This is a genomic window from Desulforhopalus sp. (assembly GCA_030247675.1).
Classification (GTDB): domain Bacteria; phylum Desulfobacterota; class Desulfobulbia; order Desulfobulbales; family Desulfocapsaceae; genus Desulforhopalus_A.
The window spans coordinates 47,670-65,057 of the sequence record JAOTRX010000002.1 but is presented as its reverse complement, the minus strand read 5'-3'; the positions used below and the strand labels follow the sequence as shown (position 1 = coordinate 65,057).

The 17,388-nt window shown below is 55.3% G+C and carries 13 protein-coding genes; 9 read left to right on the top strand and 4 right to left on the bottom strand.

Annotation, left to right across the window (positions count from 1 at the left end):
- Positions 1 to 3 precede the first annotated feature (3 nt).
- Entirely contained in the window at positions 4 to 903 is a 900-nt protein-coding gene (gene prmA, locus OEL83_00290; GenBank protein ID MDK9705458.1) for a 50S ribosomal protein L11 methyltransferase, read from the bottom strand.
- 197 nt (positions 904 to 1,100) lie between these two features.
- Here prmA and OEL83_00285 point away from each other — a divergent pair, with 197 nt between their 5' ends.
- From OEL83_00285 to OEL83_00275, 3 genes are all read left to right on the top strand, one after another.
- Positions 1,101 to 2,420, top strand: coding sequence for a PqiA/YebS family transporter subunit (locus tag OEL83_00285; GenBank protein MDK9705457.1), 1,320 nt, complete (start codon positions 1,101 to 1,103; stop codon positions 2,418 to 2,420).
- On the top strand, positions 2,417 to 5,131 hold the full coding sequence (locus OEL83_00280) for an MlaD family protein (GenBank protein ID MDK9705456.1): 2,715 nt from the start codon (positions 2,417 to 2,419) through the stop codon (positions 5,129 to 5,131). Before OEL83_00285 ends, OEL83_00280 begins: the two co-directional genes overlap by 4 nt.
- 197 nt (positions 5,132 to 5,328) lie before the next feature.
- Complete coding sequence (locus tag OEL83_00275) at positions 5,329 to 6,672, top strand: TrpB-like pyridoxal phosphate-dependent enzyme (GenBank protein ID MDK9705455.1); 1,344 nt, start codon at positions 5,329 to 5,331, stop codon at positions 6,670 to 6,672.
- Between the two features lie 249 nt (positions 6,673 to 6,921).
- On the opposite strand, the gene OEL83_00270 is transcribed toward OEL83_00275, so the two are convergent.
- Positions 6,922 to 7,926 carry an omptin family outer membrane protease gene (locus tag OEL83_00270; protein ID MDK9705454.1) on the bottom strand — a complete coding sequence of 335 codons (1,005 nt, stop codon included), beginning with the start codon at positions 7,924 to 7,926 and terminating at the stop codon, positions 6,922 to 6,924.
- A 222-nt stretch (positions 7,927 to 8,148) separates the two neighbouring features.
- On the opposite strand from OEL83_00270, the gene OEL83_00265 reads away from it, so the two are divergent.
- The 3 genes from OEL83_00265 (at position 8,149) to OEL83_00255 (ending at position 11,869) form a co-directional block, all read left to right on the top strand.
- Entirely contained in the window at positions 8,149 to 8,691 is a 543-nt protein-coding gene (locus OEL83_00265) for a type I restriction enzyme HsdR N-terminal domain-containing protein (GenBank protein MDK9705453.1), read from the top strand.
- A gap of 145 nt (positions 8,692 to 8,836) precedes the next feature.
- Positions 8,837 to 10,186, top strand: a complete 1,350-nt coding sequence (locus tag OEL83_00260; protein MDK9705452.1) for a 3-deoxy-7-phosphoheptulonate synthase class II — start codon at positions 8,837 to 8,839, stop codon at positions 10,184 to 10,186.
- A gap of 210 nt (positions 10,187 to 10,396) precedes the next feature.
- The gene (locus OEL83_00255; protein MDK9705451.1) at positions 10,397 to 11,869 is read left to right on the top strand and encodes a DegQ family serine endoprotease; all 1,473 of its coding nucleotides are present in this window, start codon (positions 10,397 to 10,399) and stop codon (positions 11,867 to 11,869) included.
- Between the two features lie 25 nt (positions 11,870 to 11,894).
- On the opposite strand, the gene OEL83_00250 is transcribed toward OEL83_00255, so the two are convergent.
- Both OEL83_00250 and radA read right to left on the bottom strand, forming a co-directional pair.
- The gene (locus tag OEL83_00250; protein MDK9705450.1) at positions 11,895 to 13,247 is read right to left on the bottom strand and encodes a cyclic nucleotide-binding domain-containing protein; all 1,353 of its coding nucleotides are present in this window, start codon (positions 13,245 to 13,247) and stop codon (positions 11,895 to 11,897) included.
- 176 nt (positions 13,248 to 13,423) lie between these two features.
- Positions 13,424 to 14,782 (bottom strand): DNA repair protein RadA, encoded by a 1,359-nt coding sequence (gene radA, locus OEL83_00245; GenBank protein MDK9705449.1) that lies wholly within the window; start codon positions 14,780 to 14,782, stop codon positions 13,424 to 13,426.
- A 207-nt stretch (positions 14,783 to 14,989) separates the two neighbouring features.
- On the opposite strand from radA, the gene OEL83_00240 reads away from it, so the two are divergent.
- From OEL83_00240 to OEL83_00230, 3 genes are all read left to right on the top strand, one after another.
- Positions 14,990 to 15,811, top strand: a complete 822-nt coding sequence (locus tag OEL83_00240) for an EI24 domain-containing protein (protein ID MDK9705448.1) — start codon at positions 14,990 to 14,992, stop codon at positions 15,809 to 15,811.
- Positions 15,795 to 16,265: a CYTH domain-containing protein gene (locus OEL83_00235; protein ID MDK9705447.1), complete on the top strand. Its 471-nt coding sequence runs from the start codon at positions 15,795 to 15,797 to the stop codon at positions 16,263 to 16,265. Before OEL83_00240 ends, OEL83_00235 begins: the two co-directional genes overlap by 17 nt.
- A 79-nt stretch (positions 16,266 to 16,344) precedes the next feature.
- Positions 16,345 to 17,295 carry an aldo/keto reductase gene (locus OEL83_00230; GenBank protein ID MDK9705446.1) on the top strand — a complete coding sequence of 317 codons (951 nt, stop codon included), beginning with the start codon at positions 16,345 to 16,347 and terminating at the stop codon, positions 17,293 to 17,295.
- The last annotated feature ends 93 nt before the right edge of the window (positions 17,296 to 17,388 follow it).

Sequence of the window (17,388 nt, the reverse complement as noted above, 5' to 3'; positions counted from 1 at the left end):
CAATCACCTTTTACGAAACCGCAGGGCAGCCCACTCTTGGCTGATCTCCAGGTCAAGCACCTCGAACCCCTTGCCGACAAAAATTCGTTGTATATTGGCGACCTGATCGCCTGCCAGAATGCCGGAGAGAATCAAGAAACCGGCCTCGGCGGTAAGCCTGGTCAGATCGTCGGCCAGAGCCAGCAGGACATCATGAACAATATTGGCGACAACGATCTGATACTGACCGGACAATTGACCAAGGGGCGTCAGGCTGACCTCCATCTTGTCGGCAAGTCCGTTTCGCCGGGCATTGTCGCCGGCTGCCGCGACCGCCTCGGGGTCGTTGTCGATGGCCGTCACCGCCGATGCCCCAAAAAGCGCTGCCGCCATACCGAGAATGCCCGTGCCGGTACCGACATCAAGCAGACGCATGGCAGCCTTGCCTTCCGCCAGGGACTTGCGCAGCAACTGCAGGGAGAGGGTGGTTGTCGCATGGTGCCCGGTCCCAAAGGCCATGCCCGGATCCATGGTGATAACCAACTCTCCGGCATTCGGCCGGTAGTCTTCCCAGGTCGGAGCAATGATCAGGCCGGGGACGATGGAGAAGGGCTTGAAGTGCTCCTTCCAGGTTGAACCCCAGTCCTCTTCTTCAATAAACGAGGAGGTAAGCATCGGCACCGGCACGGCAAAGGCCTTTGCCAGCTCGGCAAGGTGCGTGGAAACCCGCTGGATGGTGTCGGCCACCTCCTCCGGCTCTGGATTTGCCTTCTGCACGTAACAGGTAAGGACGCCGTAATGCGGTTCATCCGGCGCACCGGTTTCGACCCCGCCCTCGATGACCCCGACGAGGAAATCGCTTATGGAATCGGCCAGCACGGGGTCGGTTTCTATGGTAAGTTTCAGCCATCTATTGGCGCTCATTGATACCCTCTTAATTCTTTTTATTCGGCGATGCAAACGGTGGAAGGACCACCCGCCATCTCTGCCGATGTCGCCCGGCACCGGCATGCCTGACCTTGTCAGCGGGCTTTTTTCATATGACAAAGTGCCGCGATGACGTTACTATCATTTAAAAAATCAGAATCTTGCCAAAAACCAGCCATTCTGAGGATAGTATTTTGCCGTCCTTAAGCGATTACACAGCCTGTCCCGATTGTGACCTTTTTCTGCATGAGGCTAAAGCCCCGGAGGGTTACAAGACCATCTGCCCCCGCTGCCGCAGAACAATAAGCAGGAGCTCAACCGCCTCGATCAGCAAGGTGCTGGCCCTTTCCATCGCCGGTCTCTGCCTCTATCTTCCGGCTATTCTGCTGCCCCTGATGACCTTCAAGGCCTACGGCTTCAGCGGCTCCGCCAATATACTCCAATCGATTCTAAACTTTTACCGAAATGATTATTATTTCGTCTCGGTCATGGTCCTGCTCTCGGCGGTTGTCTTTCCGTTCATCCTCCTCACAACGATATGCATCATCTCCTGGCAGCTGCAGCGCCGGAGATATCCTTCCTACCTGACAGGCCTATTCCGGATTCATCTGCACCTGGAAGAATGGGCGATGGTCGAGGTGTACCTGCTGGGTATCCTCGTCACCATCATCAAGATGTCCCACACCTCGGAAATTGACTATCATTCTGGAATATTGTGCTTTTCCTGGCTGGTACTGATCACCCTGGGCATCTCCACCGTCATTGATCGCGATCTCTTCTGGCACCGCATCGAGACAAAGGGGAGGGAAAATGGTATCAACCAGGAAGAAGCAGCAGAGTCCGATGGAGCAGGGCTCACCGCCGCCGAAAGGGGTCTCATCCTCTGCCATACCTGTCATAAGCTTTCCCCGGCTGCCCTCGCCGGGGAACGATGCCCCCGCTGCCGGACCATTCTCCATATGCGCAAGCCGCAGAGTACCGGCCGCACCTGGGCCCTGGTGGTCACCTCGGCAATCTTTCTTGCCCCCGCAAACCTCCTGCCGATCATGGAGGTCGATTTTCTCGGTATCCCCGATCGTTCAACCATCATTGACGGTATTATCTATTTTTTTCAGGACGGCTCCTATCTGATCGGTCTGATCATCTTTGCCGCCTCCGTCCTCGTACCGGTCTTTAAAATCGCCGGCCTGATCATCCTCCTCCGGGCCACCCGACCGGGCAGCAATACCAGGCTCCTCGTGCACAAGGCCCAGCTGTATCGTTTTATTGCCTTTATCGGCAGATGGTCGATGCTTGACATATTCGTTATTGCCCTGCTCAGCGTTCTCGTTGATTTTGGCTTTTTCACCTCTATTCATACCGCCCCGGCCGCCACCTATTTTTCCTTTGTTGTGGCGGCGACCATGTTCGCCGCCACCGCCTTTGATCCCCGAATTATCTGGGATAATTGCTCTTCCGGAGAAAAAACGGAATTTCAAGGCCGGCTTGCAAAACCTTACTGGAAGCACTCATGACCACTGCGCAAATCACGAAAAATCGCGGAATCTCACCAATCTGGACTCTTCCCCTGATCGCCTTGGGCATATGTTGCTGGCTGGTATATTCCAGCTATAAAAATGCCGGGGTGGAAATCACCATCGTTTTTGCCGATGCTACCGGTGTCACCCCGGGCAAAACCCAGGTCATGGCCCGGGGCATCCCCATCGGCCTGGTGACGAAGATCCGGCCCGACCTGAAAAACCGGCAGATAGAGACAAAGGTCAAGATGGAAAAGTCGGTGGTAGACGAGCTTGTCGACGACACCCTCTTCTGGATAGTCCGGCCGGAACTGTCGGCGAGCTCCATCCATGGCCTGGAGACCATTCTCTCCGGCAGCTATATTAGCGTACAGGTCGGGACATCGGATATCCCTCGAAGGGAATTCGTCGGACTGGACTCCGCTCCACCGGTGGCCCTGGACACACCGGGCCTGCACCTCAGGATCAAGGCCGAGGTGCTCGGCTCCATCCAGGCGGGTACCGGTATTTACTACCGCAATATCCAAATCGGCGAGGTGCAGAAATATCAGCTGGAAGGGGACAAGAACGTCATGATCGACGTCTTCATCAAGCCGGAATTCGCCGGTCTGGTGCACGAGGGCAGCCGGTTCTGTAACGCCAGCGGCATCCAGATAAGCGGTAAATTGCCGTCGCTGAAGATTCAGGTCGAGTCTCTGGCCTCACTGCTGAGAGGGGGAATTCTCCTCCATACCCCGGAACAGCTGGCGGAAACCCCCCATGCGACAAATGGTCGGGTATTCCCGCTGTACCCCGACTTCGAATCGGCCAACTTCGGTATTCCAATGACCCTGACTCTGGCCTCCAGCGAAGACATCGTCGAGGGGGCAACGAAGGTCATGTATCGCGGCCTCGAAGCAGGTTTTGTTAAAGAAATTCAAATAAATAACGATAAAGATCGGACGGTTACCGCCCATATCATGCTCGATCCGAGGACAGAACTGATTCTCCGTGAAAACACTAAGTTCTGGTTGGTCAAACCGGAGATCTCGGCCGCCGGTCTCAATAATATGCAACTGCTCCTGTCCGGGGCCCATATCACCTTCCAGCCGGGCGGCGGCGACTTTAAGGACCACTTCGACATTCTTTCCGACCCACCCCCGCAGGTCCCGTTGCGCCCCGGAAAAACCTTTGTCCTCAATGCCGACGGCCCGGTTAGTCTTTCAGTCAAGTCACCGGTATATTTCAAAAATATCCAAGTCGGGGAAGTCGTCAATGTAGAGATCGACAAAAGGGGGGCGACAATCCGAACAACCGTGTTCATATACCAGGATTCCCTGAAGCTCCTCAGCAAGAAAAGCGTCTTCTGGCTCCATTCCGGGCTTGAGGTGAATGGTTCTCTGGCGGATGGTGTATCTCTTTCCACCGGGCCACTGGCCAAAATGCTGCAAGGTGGAATCAGTTTCACTTCCCCGGATATCCTGAAAAAGCAAAAATATATTCAGCCGGATGAGGGTACCGAATTCCACCTCTACAGCAGCCTCAGGGATGCCACTCTGGCGGTGAGTGACCTGCAGCCCGCCGGCAAACGCTTTACCCTCATGGCCCCGGACGCCGAATCCTTGGCGGCCGGGTCACCAATTCTCCACAAAAAAATCAAAATCGGCGAGGTGGAGAACTTTCGCCTTTCCGCCGACCAGAAAACGGTGCTCATTGAATGCATCGTCTTTGACGAGTACAAGAACATCATCCAGCAGAACAGCCGGTTTTTCAACACCAGCGGCCTGCAGATCTCCGGGAGTTTGGAGGGGATAAAATTGCAAACCGGGTCGCTGCAATCGGTATTGACCGGGGGGATTGGCTGCATCAATCCGGCGCCGGGCGCTCCATCGATCGCAGCCGCGCCCTACCCGCTATATGCCAGCCAACAGGAGGCCCAGCAAGCTGACGATACAGAGATGACCATACTCCTTGACAGGGCGCAGGACCTTAAGGAAGGCTCGCCGGTCCGCAGTAACGGCATAGAGATCGGCAGGGTGAGCAAGTTGCGCCTGAGTGATAAACTGGCCATTATCGCCACGCTGCGGATTGATGAAAATGCCACCACGCTGTTTCGTACCGGGACGAAAATCTGGGTCGAGCAGGCCCAATTCAACCTCTCCGGCATCAAAAATGCCGAAACCCTGATCTTCGGTTCTTTCTTCAATATCCTGCCCGGAAACGGCAATCCGACGCGGTCATTCAAGGCCGAGGCCGAACCGCCGCTCACCGAGATTGCCACCCGGAAAGGCCTGGGGATTATCCTCGAAACCGGTCATCTCGGTTCTCTTGACACCGGCTCACCGGTTTATTATCGCCAGTTGCAGATCGGCGAGGTAACCGGCTACGATCTGTCGCCCTCCTTCCAGAAGGTCCGGGTCTTTGTCAGTATCCGGCCGCACTATGCGGCGATAATACGGGCAAATACCCGGTTCTGGCAGGTCAGCGGCGCAAGGATTGAGGGCGGTATCTTTTCTGGAGTGACCGTTTCGGCGGAATCGCTTACCGCCATCCTCCGTGGCGGCATTGCCCTGGCCACGCCGGACGGCCAAGATTCCGGGCAAGCAGTCAGCACCGGGCACCTCTTCACCCTGCACAACCTGCCGGAAAAACACTGGCTGGACTGGAATCCCGATGTCATCTTATTCGACCAGGATGCAGCAAATTTTTTGCCCGCCAAAGGGCAATAGCCGCGCGGTACAGACAACCCTTGGTTGCCCAAATCGGCGGGTCTATGGTAAAGAAGAAACGTGATCGTGAAATTGTCGCACGCCAACCCCAATCCCTACAACCGGGAAAAGTGTCTGCTCAATGAAATTTCTTGAAATTCCACAGAATATTCCCTCAAGATACTGACCCACAGCACATTACAGCAAAAGGAGAATCCATGATTAAGAAGATCGTACTGCGCGATGATGAGATGCCTACCCAATGGTACAATGTCGTTCCGGACCTGCCAAACGGCCTGTTGCCGCCGCTCGATCCGGAAACAAAGCAGCCGATGGGCCCGGAAAAACTCGCTAAGATTTTCCCCATGGGATTGCTTGAACAGGAAATGTCCACCGCCCGTTTTATCGACATCCCTGAAGAGGTCCAGGAAATCCTCAAGATCTGGCGGCCTTCGCCCTTAGTCAGGGCCGCCAATCTTGAAAAGGCCCTGGGCACCAAGGCGAAGATCTTCTTTAAAAATGAGGGGGTCTCCCCTGTCGGCTCTCACAAGCTGAACAGTGCCGTGGCCCAGGCCTATTACAACAAGCGGGAGGGCGTCAAACGGCTGACCACCGAGACCGGTGCTGGCCAGTGGGGCAGCGCCCTGTCGCTGGCCGCCAACAAATTCGGACTGGAATGCAAGGTCTATATGGTCAGAGTATCTTTTGACCAGAAACCCTACCGCAAGTCGATCATGCAGACCTTTGGCGCAACCGTCGTTGCCAGCCCAAGTAACGAAACCAAGACCGGCCGGGCCATCCTCGAAAAGATGCCCGACACCGCCGGATCCCTGGGTATTGCCATCTCCGAGGCACTGGAAGACGCCTTCTCCCGGGAAGACACCAAATACTCCCTGGGCTCGGTACTCAACCACGTCATTCTCCACCAGTCGATTATCGGTCTGGAGGCGAAAAAACAGATGGAAATCGCCGGAGAGTACCCGGACGTCATCGTCGGCTGCTGCGGCGGCGGCTCGAACTTCGCCGGTCTGGCAACCCCCTATCTCCCCGATTACCTTGAAGGCAAGAAGGTCCGTTTCGTCGGCACCGAACCAGCATCCTGCCCGACCCTTACCGCCGGCAAACTGGCCTATGACTTTGGTGATGTTGCCCAGACCACTCCTCTCCTCTACATGTACACCCTCGGCCATGATTTCATTCCGCCGGGTATCCATGCCGGCGGCCTGCGCTACCATGGGATGTCACCGATTGTCTCGGCAATGGTCCGGGAGAAAATCGTCGAGCCGGTGAAATTGCATCAGCTGGAATGTTTCGAGGCGGGCGTGCTCTTTGCTAAGACGGAAGGAATTATCCCCGCCCCGGAGACCTGCCATGCGATTCGCGGTGCCATTATCGAGGCCATGAAAAACCCGGATGAACCGAAGACCATACTCTTTAATTTCTCCGGCCATGGTCTCATCGACATGGGCTCCTACGACAGATACTACGCCGGCGATCTGCAGGACTATGATTATCCGCGTGAGGCAATCGCCCAATCGATGGCCAATTTGCCGAAGATCTGATCCTCAACGGCTTTTTAAAAAAGAAATCGGCCCGTTACCCACGTAAGGGTAACGGGCCGATGGTTTTTTCAATTTCAAGCTTCCGGCAAACGATGCCGGTCAGGATCTAGAGTGGGCTAGCGCCCGCAACCCAGGGGCTATAATCCCCTCCCACTGCAGAGGGATATAAGTGCCTTGGTGGTGGTGTACTCATCACTGCCTTCACAACCTTAATTTATTGTTTTTATGACATTTTTATGGAACAAGGCACTAAAATGTATACTGCATGACAACCTTGAAGAGTGAGGATGTCTGCGACATACCGGCACCATCCTCAAAATAGTAGACAACCCCTTCATCACGATAATCCCATTCCGAATCTCCCTGCATCTCATCGTAGCGCTGGTAGCTGTAACCCAATTTGACGGCGAGGTGATCGGTGAAGGAGAAGGTCCCGGCCACATCAAGGCCGAAAAGCTCTCCCTCTTCCCCTTCGTCATAGGTAACCAGGTTGCGAAGATAGTGGTTGTCGGTCGCCTCACCCTCCACCAGCGGGGAATAAATAAACCGGCCGCTTAGTTCAAGGGCATTGAATTTTGCCGCAAACCCTACACCGATATACGGTGCGGTAAAGGTTTGTTCGTAGCCGATAATCGTGAGATTGTTAGAAAACGTTCCGCTGCTATCACGAAAACCGTCTTCCGAGTAGGTGTACTGGCCGCCGGAGGCCTCCCATGCAAAGTTATCGCGCTTATAGCCGACAATACCCTTCAAGGCCACATTGTCGGTCCTGAGAAAGGCGAACTCGGCATTGAAATCGAGGATACTGCCTTCGGTAACATCGGTATTTTCATGACGGGACCAGTCGGTCCAGTCGCCACCGACATTGCTCCAGTCATAATCGTCCAGGGAACCCTCACCGTCGGTGGCCTTGACCCAACCGGTAAAGTTGACCGCCATCCAGTTGCGAACCTTCAGGGATGCGCCAAATCCGATCATATACAGGTCTTCAATCTCCCAGACCAATTCGCTGGCCTTATGATTGTTGTAGTTCGGCCAATACACCAGCTCCTTTGACTCGCCGGAGAGATAGCCGGCGCCAAGATCAACACTGAAGGTGACCGGCGATCCCGGCTGTTCCGCAACCAGACTGCCGGATCTCGCCGGGGCAACCGCCACCGGCCCGGCCGCCGCAGCACTCTGCGCCCAGGAACAGACCAGCAACGATGCGGCCAACAGGCGGGAACTGCGGGCAAGTATCTTTTTCGATTTCATATTTCCTCCTTCTTATGGTTTGTTGAAACGATACGTCGATCTGTTGCCATCCATTGTACAATACCAGCCGTCTTTTGCCAGAGATTGCCGCAAGAAAATTGCCAGGCTGCAGGAAATTCCACCACCGGCAGCCGCCTTGCAAATTAATTACCAGTTCTTACATTCATAACTACAAAACAGACGGTTATTTCACCCTTTTCCCGGAGCCATCGGCCAAAACTTATGCCCGTCCCCAAACCTCATCATCTTATCTACGGAACCCTTGTCGACTACCTGAGTGGAGAGGTACTCACCGACACCGATGATGAGCGCATTCGCCAGAATCTGAGCAAGATCATGGTCGAGGCCAAGGGCTATCCCAGGGAATCATTGACTCCACGGCTGCGCATCGACACCCTGTTTTCCCGCTGTTTTGTCACCTCGACAATTGAACTCACCGTATCGCTCAAAGGTAAAAGCTTTATGATCCTCCGCTATGGCCCGGGCTCTCTGGTGAGCAGGGAACGCGCCGCCATTGCCGCTGCCCGGGTTCTCTGCCCTGACTACCGCATACCGCTCGCCGTGGTCACCAACGGCCAGGATGCCGAACTATTAGACACAAAAACTGGCAAGATTCGCGGATATGGTTTAGATTCTATCCCTGATTATCCCACCGCTGTCAAAATGTTTGACCAACTGGAGTTCCCTGCCCCACTCGACCACGTTCGAAGGGAGCGGGAACTGCGAATCCTCAATGCCTTTGATGTTGAGCGGTGTTGTTTCTAGTCCCTCCACCAACAATTCTTCGCAACGCTGTTCGCAGCCTCCTTTACTGCGACAGGGAAACATGAAGGTTGAGACAGAAGCCAAACCATGATGCGGCGAAAGCCTGCCACAATCAGAATACTTTCTTAAATTTAAGGTAATTACCATGCCGACTACGCAAAAAAACTGGACCAAATCGAGCTGGAAAAATTTCAAGGCACTGCAACAACCAAATTGGCCGGATCCCCAGGCCGTGGAGAGGGTACTCGCCGACCTGTCGACCCTGCCACCATTGGTTTTTGCCGGGGAAATCCGCTCCCTTAAGCAACTCTTAGCCCAGGCCTCGCGAGGCGAGGCCTTCCTCCTGCAGGGCGGCGATTGCTCCGAAAATTTTTCCCAGGTCACCGCGCCAAACATTCGCGAGACCTTAAAGATTCTCCTGCAGATGGCCGTAGTCCTCACCTATGCCGGCGGCAAACCAGTCATCAAGATGGGCCGGATTGCCGGACAATTCGCCAAGCCCCGCTCCGCCGATACCGAGACCATTGATGGTCTGGAACTGCCGTCCTACCGTGGTGATATGGTCAATAAAGCGGAATTCACCCCGGAAGCGCGGATACCCAACCCGAAATACATGCTCAAAGGCTACAACATGGCCGCCTCGACCCTCAACCTCCTGCGGGCCTTTACCCGTGGCGGTTTCGGCTCGTTGCAGCGGGTCCAGGCCTGGAACCAGGAGTTCGTCGCCCAGTCGCCGATGGGCAGATCCTACGACCGCATGGCCAAACAGATCAGCCAGGCCATCAAATTCATGGAGACCATCGGAATCTCCGCTGACACCCCACAGATCAATCAAACCCAGCTCTTCACCTCGCACGAGGCCCTGCTCCTCCAGTACGAAGAGGCGCTTACCCGGGTTGATTCCATTACCGGCGATTACTACGACTGCTCCGCCCACATGTTATGGATCGGCGAGAGAACCCGCCAGGTGGACGGCGCCCATGTCGAGTTTCTCCGCGGCGTCCACAACCCACTCGGGGTAAAAATCGGTCCCAGCTACGATCTTGATGACATCAAACGGCTGGTGCAGATCCTTAACCCCGACAACGAGGCAGGCCGCCTCACCCTCATTACCCGTTTTGGCATGAAAAAAATCGATAAGGTCCTGCCACCACTCCTCCGGGAAATGAAAAAAGAGGGTTTCAATATCGTCTGGAGTTGCGATCCGATGCACGCCAACACCTACACCGCCACCTCCGGCCATAAAACCCGCAATTTCAATGACATCCTCTCGGAAATCACCTGCTTTTTTGAGACCCACTGGTCGGAAGGCACCGTTCCCGGCGGTGTGCATTTCGAGATGACCGGCAATAACGTCACCGAGTGTACCGGCGGCGCCCATAACATTGTCGATGACCAACTCTCCGCCAACTACCTGACCTCCTGCGACCCCCGACTGAACGCCGAGCAGAGCCTGGAAGTCGCCTTTCAGATCGCCGACATGATCAGAAGCTGAGCTCCATCTTTTTCCTTTCACATGGCGGCATCCCCTGCATACTGGGGTGCCGCCATTTTTTTGCAAGATTACATTTCGGTAATCTTTCTTGACGCCCCATGGTTTTCACTTACAGTTCTTCGGAGAAACAGACTAATTGGCTTACGGTGGAGCAACCCACGGCGGGTCGTCCTCCACGCAGCCCAGAATGCCCTCATAAGGAGAATTGCAATGACCATCAACAAAGCCCAACTTTCAGTTCGCGGCTTGCTCACCCTCCTGCTTCTCTGCCTGACCTTTGCAGCCGGAGAGAGCCTGGCCAGGACCGATGACAATGGCGACACCGCCATCCTTGATAAATCGTCCAAGGCCTTTGTCAATGTGGTGAAGAAGGCCAAGCCGGCGGTAGTGCACATCAAGGTGGAAAAGACCTCGAAAGGCAATTATTTCCGCGATCAGGACCAAGAGGAGATCTTCAACCATCCGTTTTTCGAACAATTTTTCGGCCCGCAATTCCGCCAACAACAACGACAGCCCCAGCAGGAATTCAAACAGCGCGGCCAGGGCTCGGGCTTTATAATCAGCGAGAAGGGACATATCCTCACTAACAACCACGTGGTTGAAGGCGCCGACGTCATCAAGGTCATTCTTTCCGATAACCGCGAGTTTGTCGCCAAGATTGTCGGCACCGATCCGCAGACCGACGTTGCCCTCCTGAAAATTGATGATCCGGCCAACCTGCCCGTTCTGCCACTCGGTGATTCAAGCACCTTGGAGACGGGCGAATGGGTCATCGCCATCGGTAATCCCTTTGGCCTCAGCCAGACGGTCACCGTCGGGGTAGTCAGCGCCACCGGGCGCTCAAGTGTCGGCATCAACGAGTATGAGAACTTCATCCAGACCGATGCCGCCATTAATCCCGGCAACAGCGGCGGACCGTTGATCAATGCCCACGGTGAGGCAGTAGGCATTAATACCGCCCTCTTTTCCCGGACCGGCGGCTATATGGGTATCGGCTTTGCCATTCCCATCAATATGGCCAAGTCGATCGAGGATCAGCTGCAGAAAAAAGGCAAGGTTACCAGGGGTTGGCTGGGGGTTGTCATTCAGAATGTCGACAAGAATCTGGCGGAATCCTTTGGCCTGAAACAGGCTGGCGGTATCCTGGTCAGCGAGGTGCAGAAAGACTCTCCGGCAAGCGCCGCAGGCCTGCAACGGGATGACATCATTATGAAACTAAACGATACTACCCTGACCGATGTGTCCGATCTGCGCAACCGTGTCGCCCTCATTGAACCGGGAAACAAGGCGACTCTGGAGATCATCCGCGACGGCCGGGAGAAGAAGATCCAGGTGACGATCGGCGAACAGCCGACCAGTTTCAGCACCACCGGCAAAACGGCGAAGACTCAGGAAACCCTTGATAAATACGGCCTGACCTTGCAGGAACTGACCCCCGAGCTCGCAGAGAAATTTGATTACAAAACCGCCAGCGGGCTTATCGTCAGCAACGTCCAACCAGGCAGTGCGGCGGATGTCGCCGGTCTTAAACCGGGATATCTGGTGGAAGAGGTGGATAAGGTAAAGGTCAAAAATCTCGAAGACTTGAAGAAAGCGACGGCGGGTGCCGGAAAATCCGGCAAGATACTCCTGCGTGTCCGCTTTGGTGATTTCTCAACCTATGTGGTGCTCGTCACCAAATAGGCCGACTACAAAGACCGCATTTTCTTCAATCTCCAGCGAGTGGAGGAAATGCGGTCTTTTTCTCCGGGACTCCCTTTCTGCCACCAAACTTCTCGCGACGCGCCATGGCGATACGCTCGACAATTTGGATAATCACCGGCAGTTTGTGAAAGTCTTCGGTGGAAATCTTCCGCAGCACGACATCGGTCTTGGCGACAACCGTCGCCGTACGCTTCAGCTCCCCGCCGAAATAGGCCATCTCACCGAATATGGTGCCCGCCTCGATAGTCGACAGCAACTCACCCTGCTCATTGATGGTCTCTGCGGTACCGCTGTCTAAATAGTAAATACCGTCCGGCACACTGTTGATAAGGATTATGGTTTCACCCTTTTTCCGCCATTCGAGCTTGAAGTATTTCTCCCACTCGGTGTTGACCACCAGGGCGTGGTAAAAGTCCGGATTCATTGCCTGCAGCAGCTGTTTTGAAAAGTGGAAGAGCCTCTCCCCCAGGGAATCCCGTTTTTTCTCCATGAGCTTTATGCCGGTTACCGGAAAATCAGCTGCAGGCAACGGCGTCTCGCGAATATACTCAAGAATTCGGTTAATTCCAGGGTCTTCTTTGGTGGTAAGCGACCGGAAAAGTTTCTGGGCCTTGAGGAGCTCTTCCCGCACCCGCGGAAAATCCGGGACGATATCCAGCAGCTGGTTGCCGGTAAAATAATCCATCGCCTGGTTTTTTAAGCGGATGAACTCCTGCAGCCGTGCCGCATCGATATCCGGAGGGCAATTGTGGATGCCCGGTTTGTACAGGGTGAATACGTTCATGGGGTGTTCGACGCTGGCAAGGCTCACCTTGGCAATATTCACCAGTGACTGATCAAAGCCTCTTTGATACCGGGCAACCTCCCGGTCCACCAGAAAATGGGTGCCGAAATAGCCGCACAGCTCCTCAAGCCGGTTGGCCACGGCAAAACTTGCCCCGAATTTGGCCATTCGTGACCCAAGCCGGGCCTCGATGATCCGGCCGAGCAGTACCCCCATGCGGGTGGGGGCCAGGCTGCCCTGGGCCACCGCCTCGGCCATCCGCAATACCGCCTGCAAGGCCCTGGTGCATATCCCGGAGCGGTCCTCGCCCGGCCGTTTTTCAAAAATCACCAGGCAACCATCCCCGGCAGAGGGTTCGATCTCTATGGGATAATTCTCTTCTTGGTGGAGAAGATCATAAATTTCGCCGTGGTAGGTGATAAGGAAATCCCGGATCTCCTCGGGAACCATCCCGAGAGATTTCCGGGAATACTGGACCATGTCGGTCATCAGGATGACGACCTCCCTTTCCAGTCCGGTTTCTACCGTGCCATGTCCCAAATGCAGCCTGTTTTCAACCCGTTCTTGCGCCATACAATCGCTACACCCTTGCAAACAGCATTAGTTGATAAGGCCGATAAAGGTGATGGCGGCAAGTACCATAATAAAAAACAGGGCAATCTTAACATTTACGGAATTATCTTCCTTATGGTGATCATCATGGGCAGCATGAGACATGGTTTTCCCCTTAATTTTATGAGAATTTTTAACTATTTCGAAAATATACCCTGCAAGACCTCGTGAAGATTGGCAACCCCGATAAGCTCGATCTCCGGCTTCCAGGTCAAACGCTCCTTGTTGCCGGCCGGCAGAACGAAACGGGTAAATCCGAGGCGCTGGGCCTCGCGAATCCGCACATCGACGTGGCCTATGGCCCGGACCTCGCCGGCAAGGCCGACCTCGCCACAGACCACAGTGCTTGAAGATATCGGTTTTTCCAAAAGACTTGAGGCGAGGGCACTTATTACCCCGAGGTCAAGGGCCGGTTCGTCGATTCGCATCCCCCCGGCGATGTTTAAGAAGATATCATGGCCATAGAGATCCAGGCCACCCTTTTTCTCAAGCACCGCGCAGAGCAGGGAAAGCCGCTGCTGGTCAGCGCCGATCGCCGTCCGCCGGGCCGTCCCGAGGTTGGTCGGACTGACCAGGGCCTGTACCTCGACGAGGATCGGCCGGGTACCCTCAACGCTTGGCAGTACCACCGATCCGGGCTCATTGAGGGGCCGCTCGGCGAGAAAGATCTCCGACGGATTGCTGACCTGCACCAGGCCCTCTTCCTTCATCTCAAAGACACCGATCTCGTTGGTCGAACCAAAACGGTTTTTCACCGTGCGCAGGATGCGAAAGGCATGGCTGCGATCGCCCTCGAAGTACAATACGGTATCAACCATATGCTCCAGCACCTTCGGCCCGGCAATGGCTCCGTCCTTGGTGACATGGCCGACCAGAATAACCGGGATGTTCTCTTTCTTGGCCATGCCGAGCAAGCGGTAGGCCGATTCCCGGACCTGGCTGACCGAGCCAGGGGAGGAGGCGAGTTCCCCGCACACCAAGGTCTGAATCGAGTCAACCGCCAGGAGGCTTGGCCGCATCGCACAGGTCATGGCGATGATCTGGGCCACCTCATTTTCGGTGGCGAGAAACTCGTCAGGGCGAATGGCATCGAGGCGCCTGGCGCGCATCTTGATTTGCCGTGCCGACTCCTCGCCGGAAACGTAGAGGACTTTCTTATTTTGCCCGGCAATGGCGGCAAGGAGATGGAGGAGCAGGGTGGATTTACCGATCCCCGGCTCGCCGCCGATGAGCACCACTGAACCGGGAACGATCCCGCCACCGAGGACCCGGTCCAGCTCCTCGATGCCGGTGCCGATCCGTTCTTCATCGCCATCCGGCGCCAGGGCAAGGGGCACGGGCGGAATATAGCCGGACGCGACCGGTTGCCGGGTATCGATAATCTCCTCAACCAGGCTTTCCCATTCGCCACACCCCGGACAGCGCCCCAGCCACTTGCCGCTTTGGTAGCCGCACTGCTGGCAGAGGTACACCGGCCGGGGAGGTTTTTTGCTCATAGTGTTCATAAATTTTCCGCTTGACCGAAGGGGAAAGCTTCGGGGGATCTTTACACCCTGCAAAAACGCTCTATACTTTGCAAAGTCGTGGAACGATATCGCCTGGTGCCCGACTGCCCGGCGATAATTCATCGGCATTATCTCCTTGCAACGCCTGGAAAATGCCGGCAACGGTCGATAGACTTCCTTGTTATACCAGCAAATACAATGCAAAAGCAACCGAATGTCACGAGGGGCTTAGCCCCCGACTGGATCCCCCTCAGCCGCTCGCTGCTGCTGATGGTCAGCCGCAAACAACTCTTTGGCTGGAGTCTGGTTCTGATTTTTGTCACCATCCTCCTCACCTGGCTGGGCTATCAACTGTCCATCGATTTTATCGACGGACTAACCGGCAGCTTTACCGCCACCGCTCCGGCCACCGATACGGTCTGGGGCTGGGTCAAACATAAGGGATGGCTGGTTGGGACGTGGCTGCTGCTCATCGTCTCACGGATTGTCGCCTTCTACCTCTCCTTTCTGCTCGCCTACACCCTGACGACGCCTGGTTATGCCATGCTCTCCGCCGCAGCCGAGAAGCTCCATGCCGGAGAGGCCTTCGATACCGGTGCCGAATTTTCCGTGGCCGGGATTATCCGGGATATCCTTGAGGGCATTAAAATTGCCGTGTTTGGAATTGTTGTGACCATTGCCGCCCTCATGCTGAACTTCATCCCCGGCGTCGGCCAAGTGGCGGTGGTGCTTTTGTATTCTTTTTATTCGACCCTGATGTTTATCGATTACCCGGCGTCCCGCAGACGCTGGTCGCTCGGCGAAAAACTGGACTGGCTGCGCACCCACAACGGCAAGGCCTTGCGTATCGGCCTGCTGCCGGCCTTTATCAGCATGATCCCGCTGGTGAACATTTTTGCCATCGCCCTGCTTTTTCCCCTTCTGACCATTCACGCCACCCTCAATTTTTCCGCCATTGAGTTGGCTCACCGATATCCCGCCGTATCACCAGGAGACCGACAATATGGGAACAGAGATTGAAAAAAAATTCTTGCTCGCCTCCGATGATTGGCGGGGCCTTGCCGCCGGTAAGGCCTATTGCCAGGGCTACCTCAACTCGGAAAAGGGCCGGACAGTGCGGGTGAGAATCGTCGGCGACCGGGGGATTTTAACCATCAAGGGACCAAACGACCACGGGGCGCGCCCCGAGTACGAATACGATATCCCCGTCGGTGACGCCCGGGAGATACTCGACCGCTTGTGCCTGAAACCCCTCATCGAAAAGATCCGCCACCGCATCCCCTTTGCCGGATTCATCTGGGAAGTCGATGAATTTAAAGGAGAAAACGACGGCCTATTGCTGGCCGAAATTGAGCTAACCGATGTCGGCCAGGAGTTTGCGAAACCACCATGGATTGGCCGGGAGGTCACCGGCGACAGCAGATATTACAACGCCAATCTGGTGCGCCATCCGTATTCTGCCTGGAAGGAATAAACGCAATTTTCTGGAAAAAAATGGTAAGCATCTCGCCAACACCACGCACTGTCTCTTCACCTTCAACCCTGGAGAAGTCATGAAATATCTACCTGTTACAGCAGAACACACCATCCCAGCCCTTGGTCTTGGAACCTGGAAATCAAATAAAGGAGAGGTCGGGGCGGCGGTCGCCAAGGCAATCGAGATCGGCTACCGGCATATTGACTGTGCCCCAATCTATATGAATGAGCAAGAGGTTGGCGAGGCGCTGCATGGCGTCCTGGTGTCGGGCCAGGTAAAGCGTGAAGAGCTGTGGATCACCTCCAAGCTGTGGAACAATGCCCATGCCAAAAAACACGTTCGCCCGGCCCTGGAAAAGACCCTCAAGGATCTGCGGCTGGAGTATCTCGATCTCTTCCTCATCCATTGGCCCGTACATTTTCAGCCGAACGTCCTTTTCCCACGGAAACCCGAGGAATTCCTCGCCCCGGAAGCCATCCCGCTGAGTGAGACCTGGCAGGCCATGGAGGCCTTGGTCGACAAGGGATTATGCCGGTTCATCGGGGTGTGCAATTTCCATCTTGGCCGGCTGCAGGCCCTGAAGGAGCAGGCAAGAATCCAGCCACTGATGAACCAGATTGAGCTGCATCCCTATCTGCAGCAGGTGGCGATGCTCGAATACTGCCGCGCCAATAATACCCTTCTTACCGGCTATTCGCCCCTTGGCTCGGGCGATCGGCCGGCGGCGATGAAACAGGCCGACGAGCCCTCCCTGCTCAGCCACCCGCTGATCATGGAAATTGCCGGCAGACACGGTTTTACCCCCGGCCAGGTTCTTCTCGCCTGGGCCCTGGCAAGGGGGACGGTGGTCATCCCGAAATCGGTGAATCCCGGACGCCTGCAGGAGAACCTTGCGGCGGCAGATCTGGTTCTTAATGCCACCGATATAGAAACAATAAACACCTTGGAGGCGGGCTACCGGTATGTCGCAGGCTCGTTTTTTACCACACCGGGTTCACCGTATACCCTCACCGAACTCTGGGGATAAAGCTGAGTTGAGCAACTTGCTTGCTCAAACGAAACTCATGCCCTTGCGGTATAAAGCTGAGTTGAGCAGCTTGTCTGCGCAAACGAAACTCAT

What these genes read in the sequence shown, in the direction of transcription:
- OEL83_00240 (MDK9705448.1), top strand. Translation starts at nt 14,990, where the DNA reads ATGCAAAAGCAACCGAATGTCACGAGGGGCTTAGCCCCCGACTGGATC.
- OEL83_00270 (MDK9705454.1), bottom strand. Translation starts at nt 7,926, where the DNA reads ATGAAATCGAAAAAGATACTTGCCCGCAGTTCCCGCCTGTTGGCCGCA.
- OEL83_00250 (MDK9705450.1), bottom strand. Translation starts at nt 13,247, where the DNA reads ATGGCGCAAGAACGGGTTGAAAACAGGCTGCATTTGGGACATGGCACG.
- OEL83_00255 (MDK9705451.1), top strand. Translation starts at nt 10,397, where the DNA reads ATGACCATCAACAAAGCCCAACTTTCAGTTCGCGGCTTGCTCACCCTC.
- prmA (MDK9705458.1), bottom strand. Translation starts at nt 903, where the DNA reads ATGAGCGCCAATAGATGGCTGAAACTTACCATAGAAACCGACCCCGTG.
- OEL83_00235 (MDK9705447.1), top strand. Translation starts at nt 15,795, where the DNA reads ATGGGAACAGAGATTGAAAAAAAATTCTTGCTCGCCTCCGATGATTGG.
- OEL83_00280 (MDK9705456.1), top strand. Translation starts at nt 2,417, where the DNA reads ATGACCACTGCGCAAATCACGAAAAATCGCGGAATCTCACCAATCTGG.
- radA (MDK9705449.1), bottom strand. Translation starts at nt 14,782, where the DNA reads ATGAGCAAAAAACCTCCCCGGCCGGTGTACCTCTGCCAGCAGTGCGGC.
- OEL83_00230 (MDK9705446.1), top strand. Translation starts at nt 16,345, where the DNA reads ATGAAATATCTACCTGTTACAGCAGAACACACCATCCCAGCCCTTGGT.
- OEL83_00275 (MDK9705455.1), top strand. Translation starts at nt 5,329, where the DNA reads ATGATTAAGAAGATCGTACTGCGCGATGATGAGATGCCTACCCAATGG.
- OEL83_00265 (MDK9705453.1), top strand. Translation starts at nt 8,149, where the DNA reads ATGCCCGTCCCCAAACCTCATCATCTTATCTACGGAACCCTTGTCGAC.
- OEL83_00260 (MDK9705452.1), top strand. Translation starts at nt 8,837, where the DNA reads ATGCCGACTACGCAAAAAAACTGGACCAAATCGAGCTGGAAAAATTTC.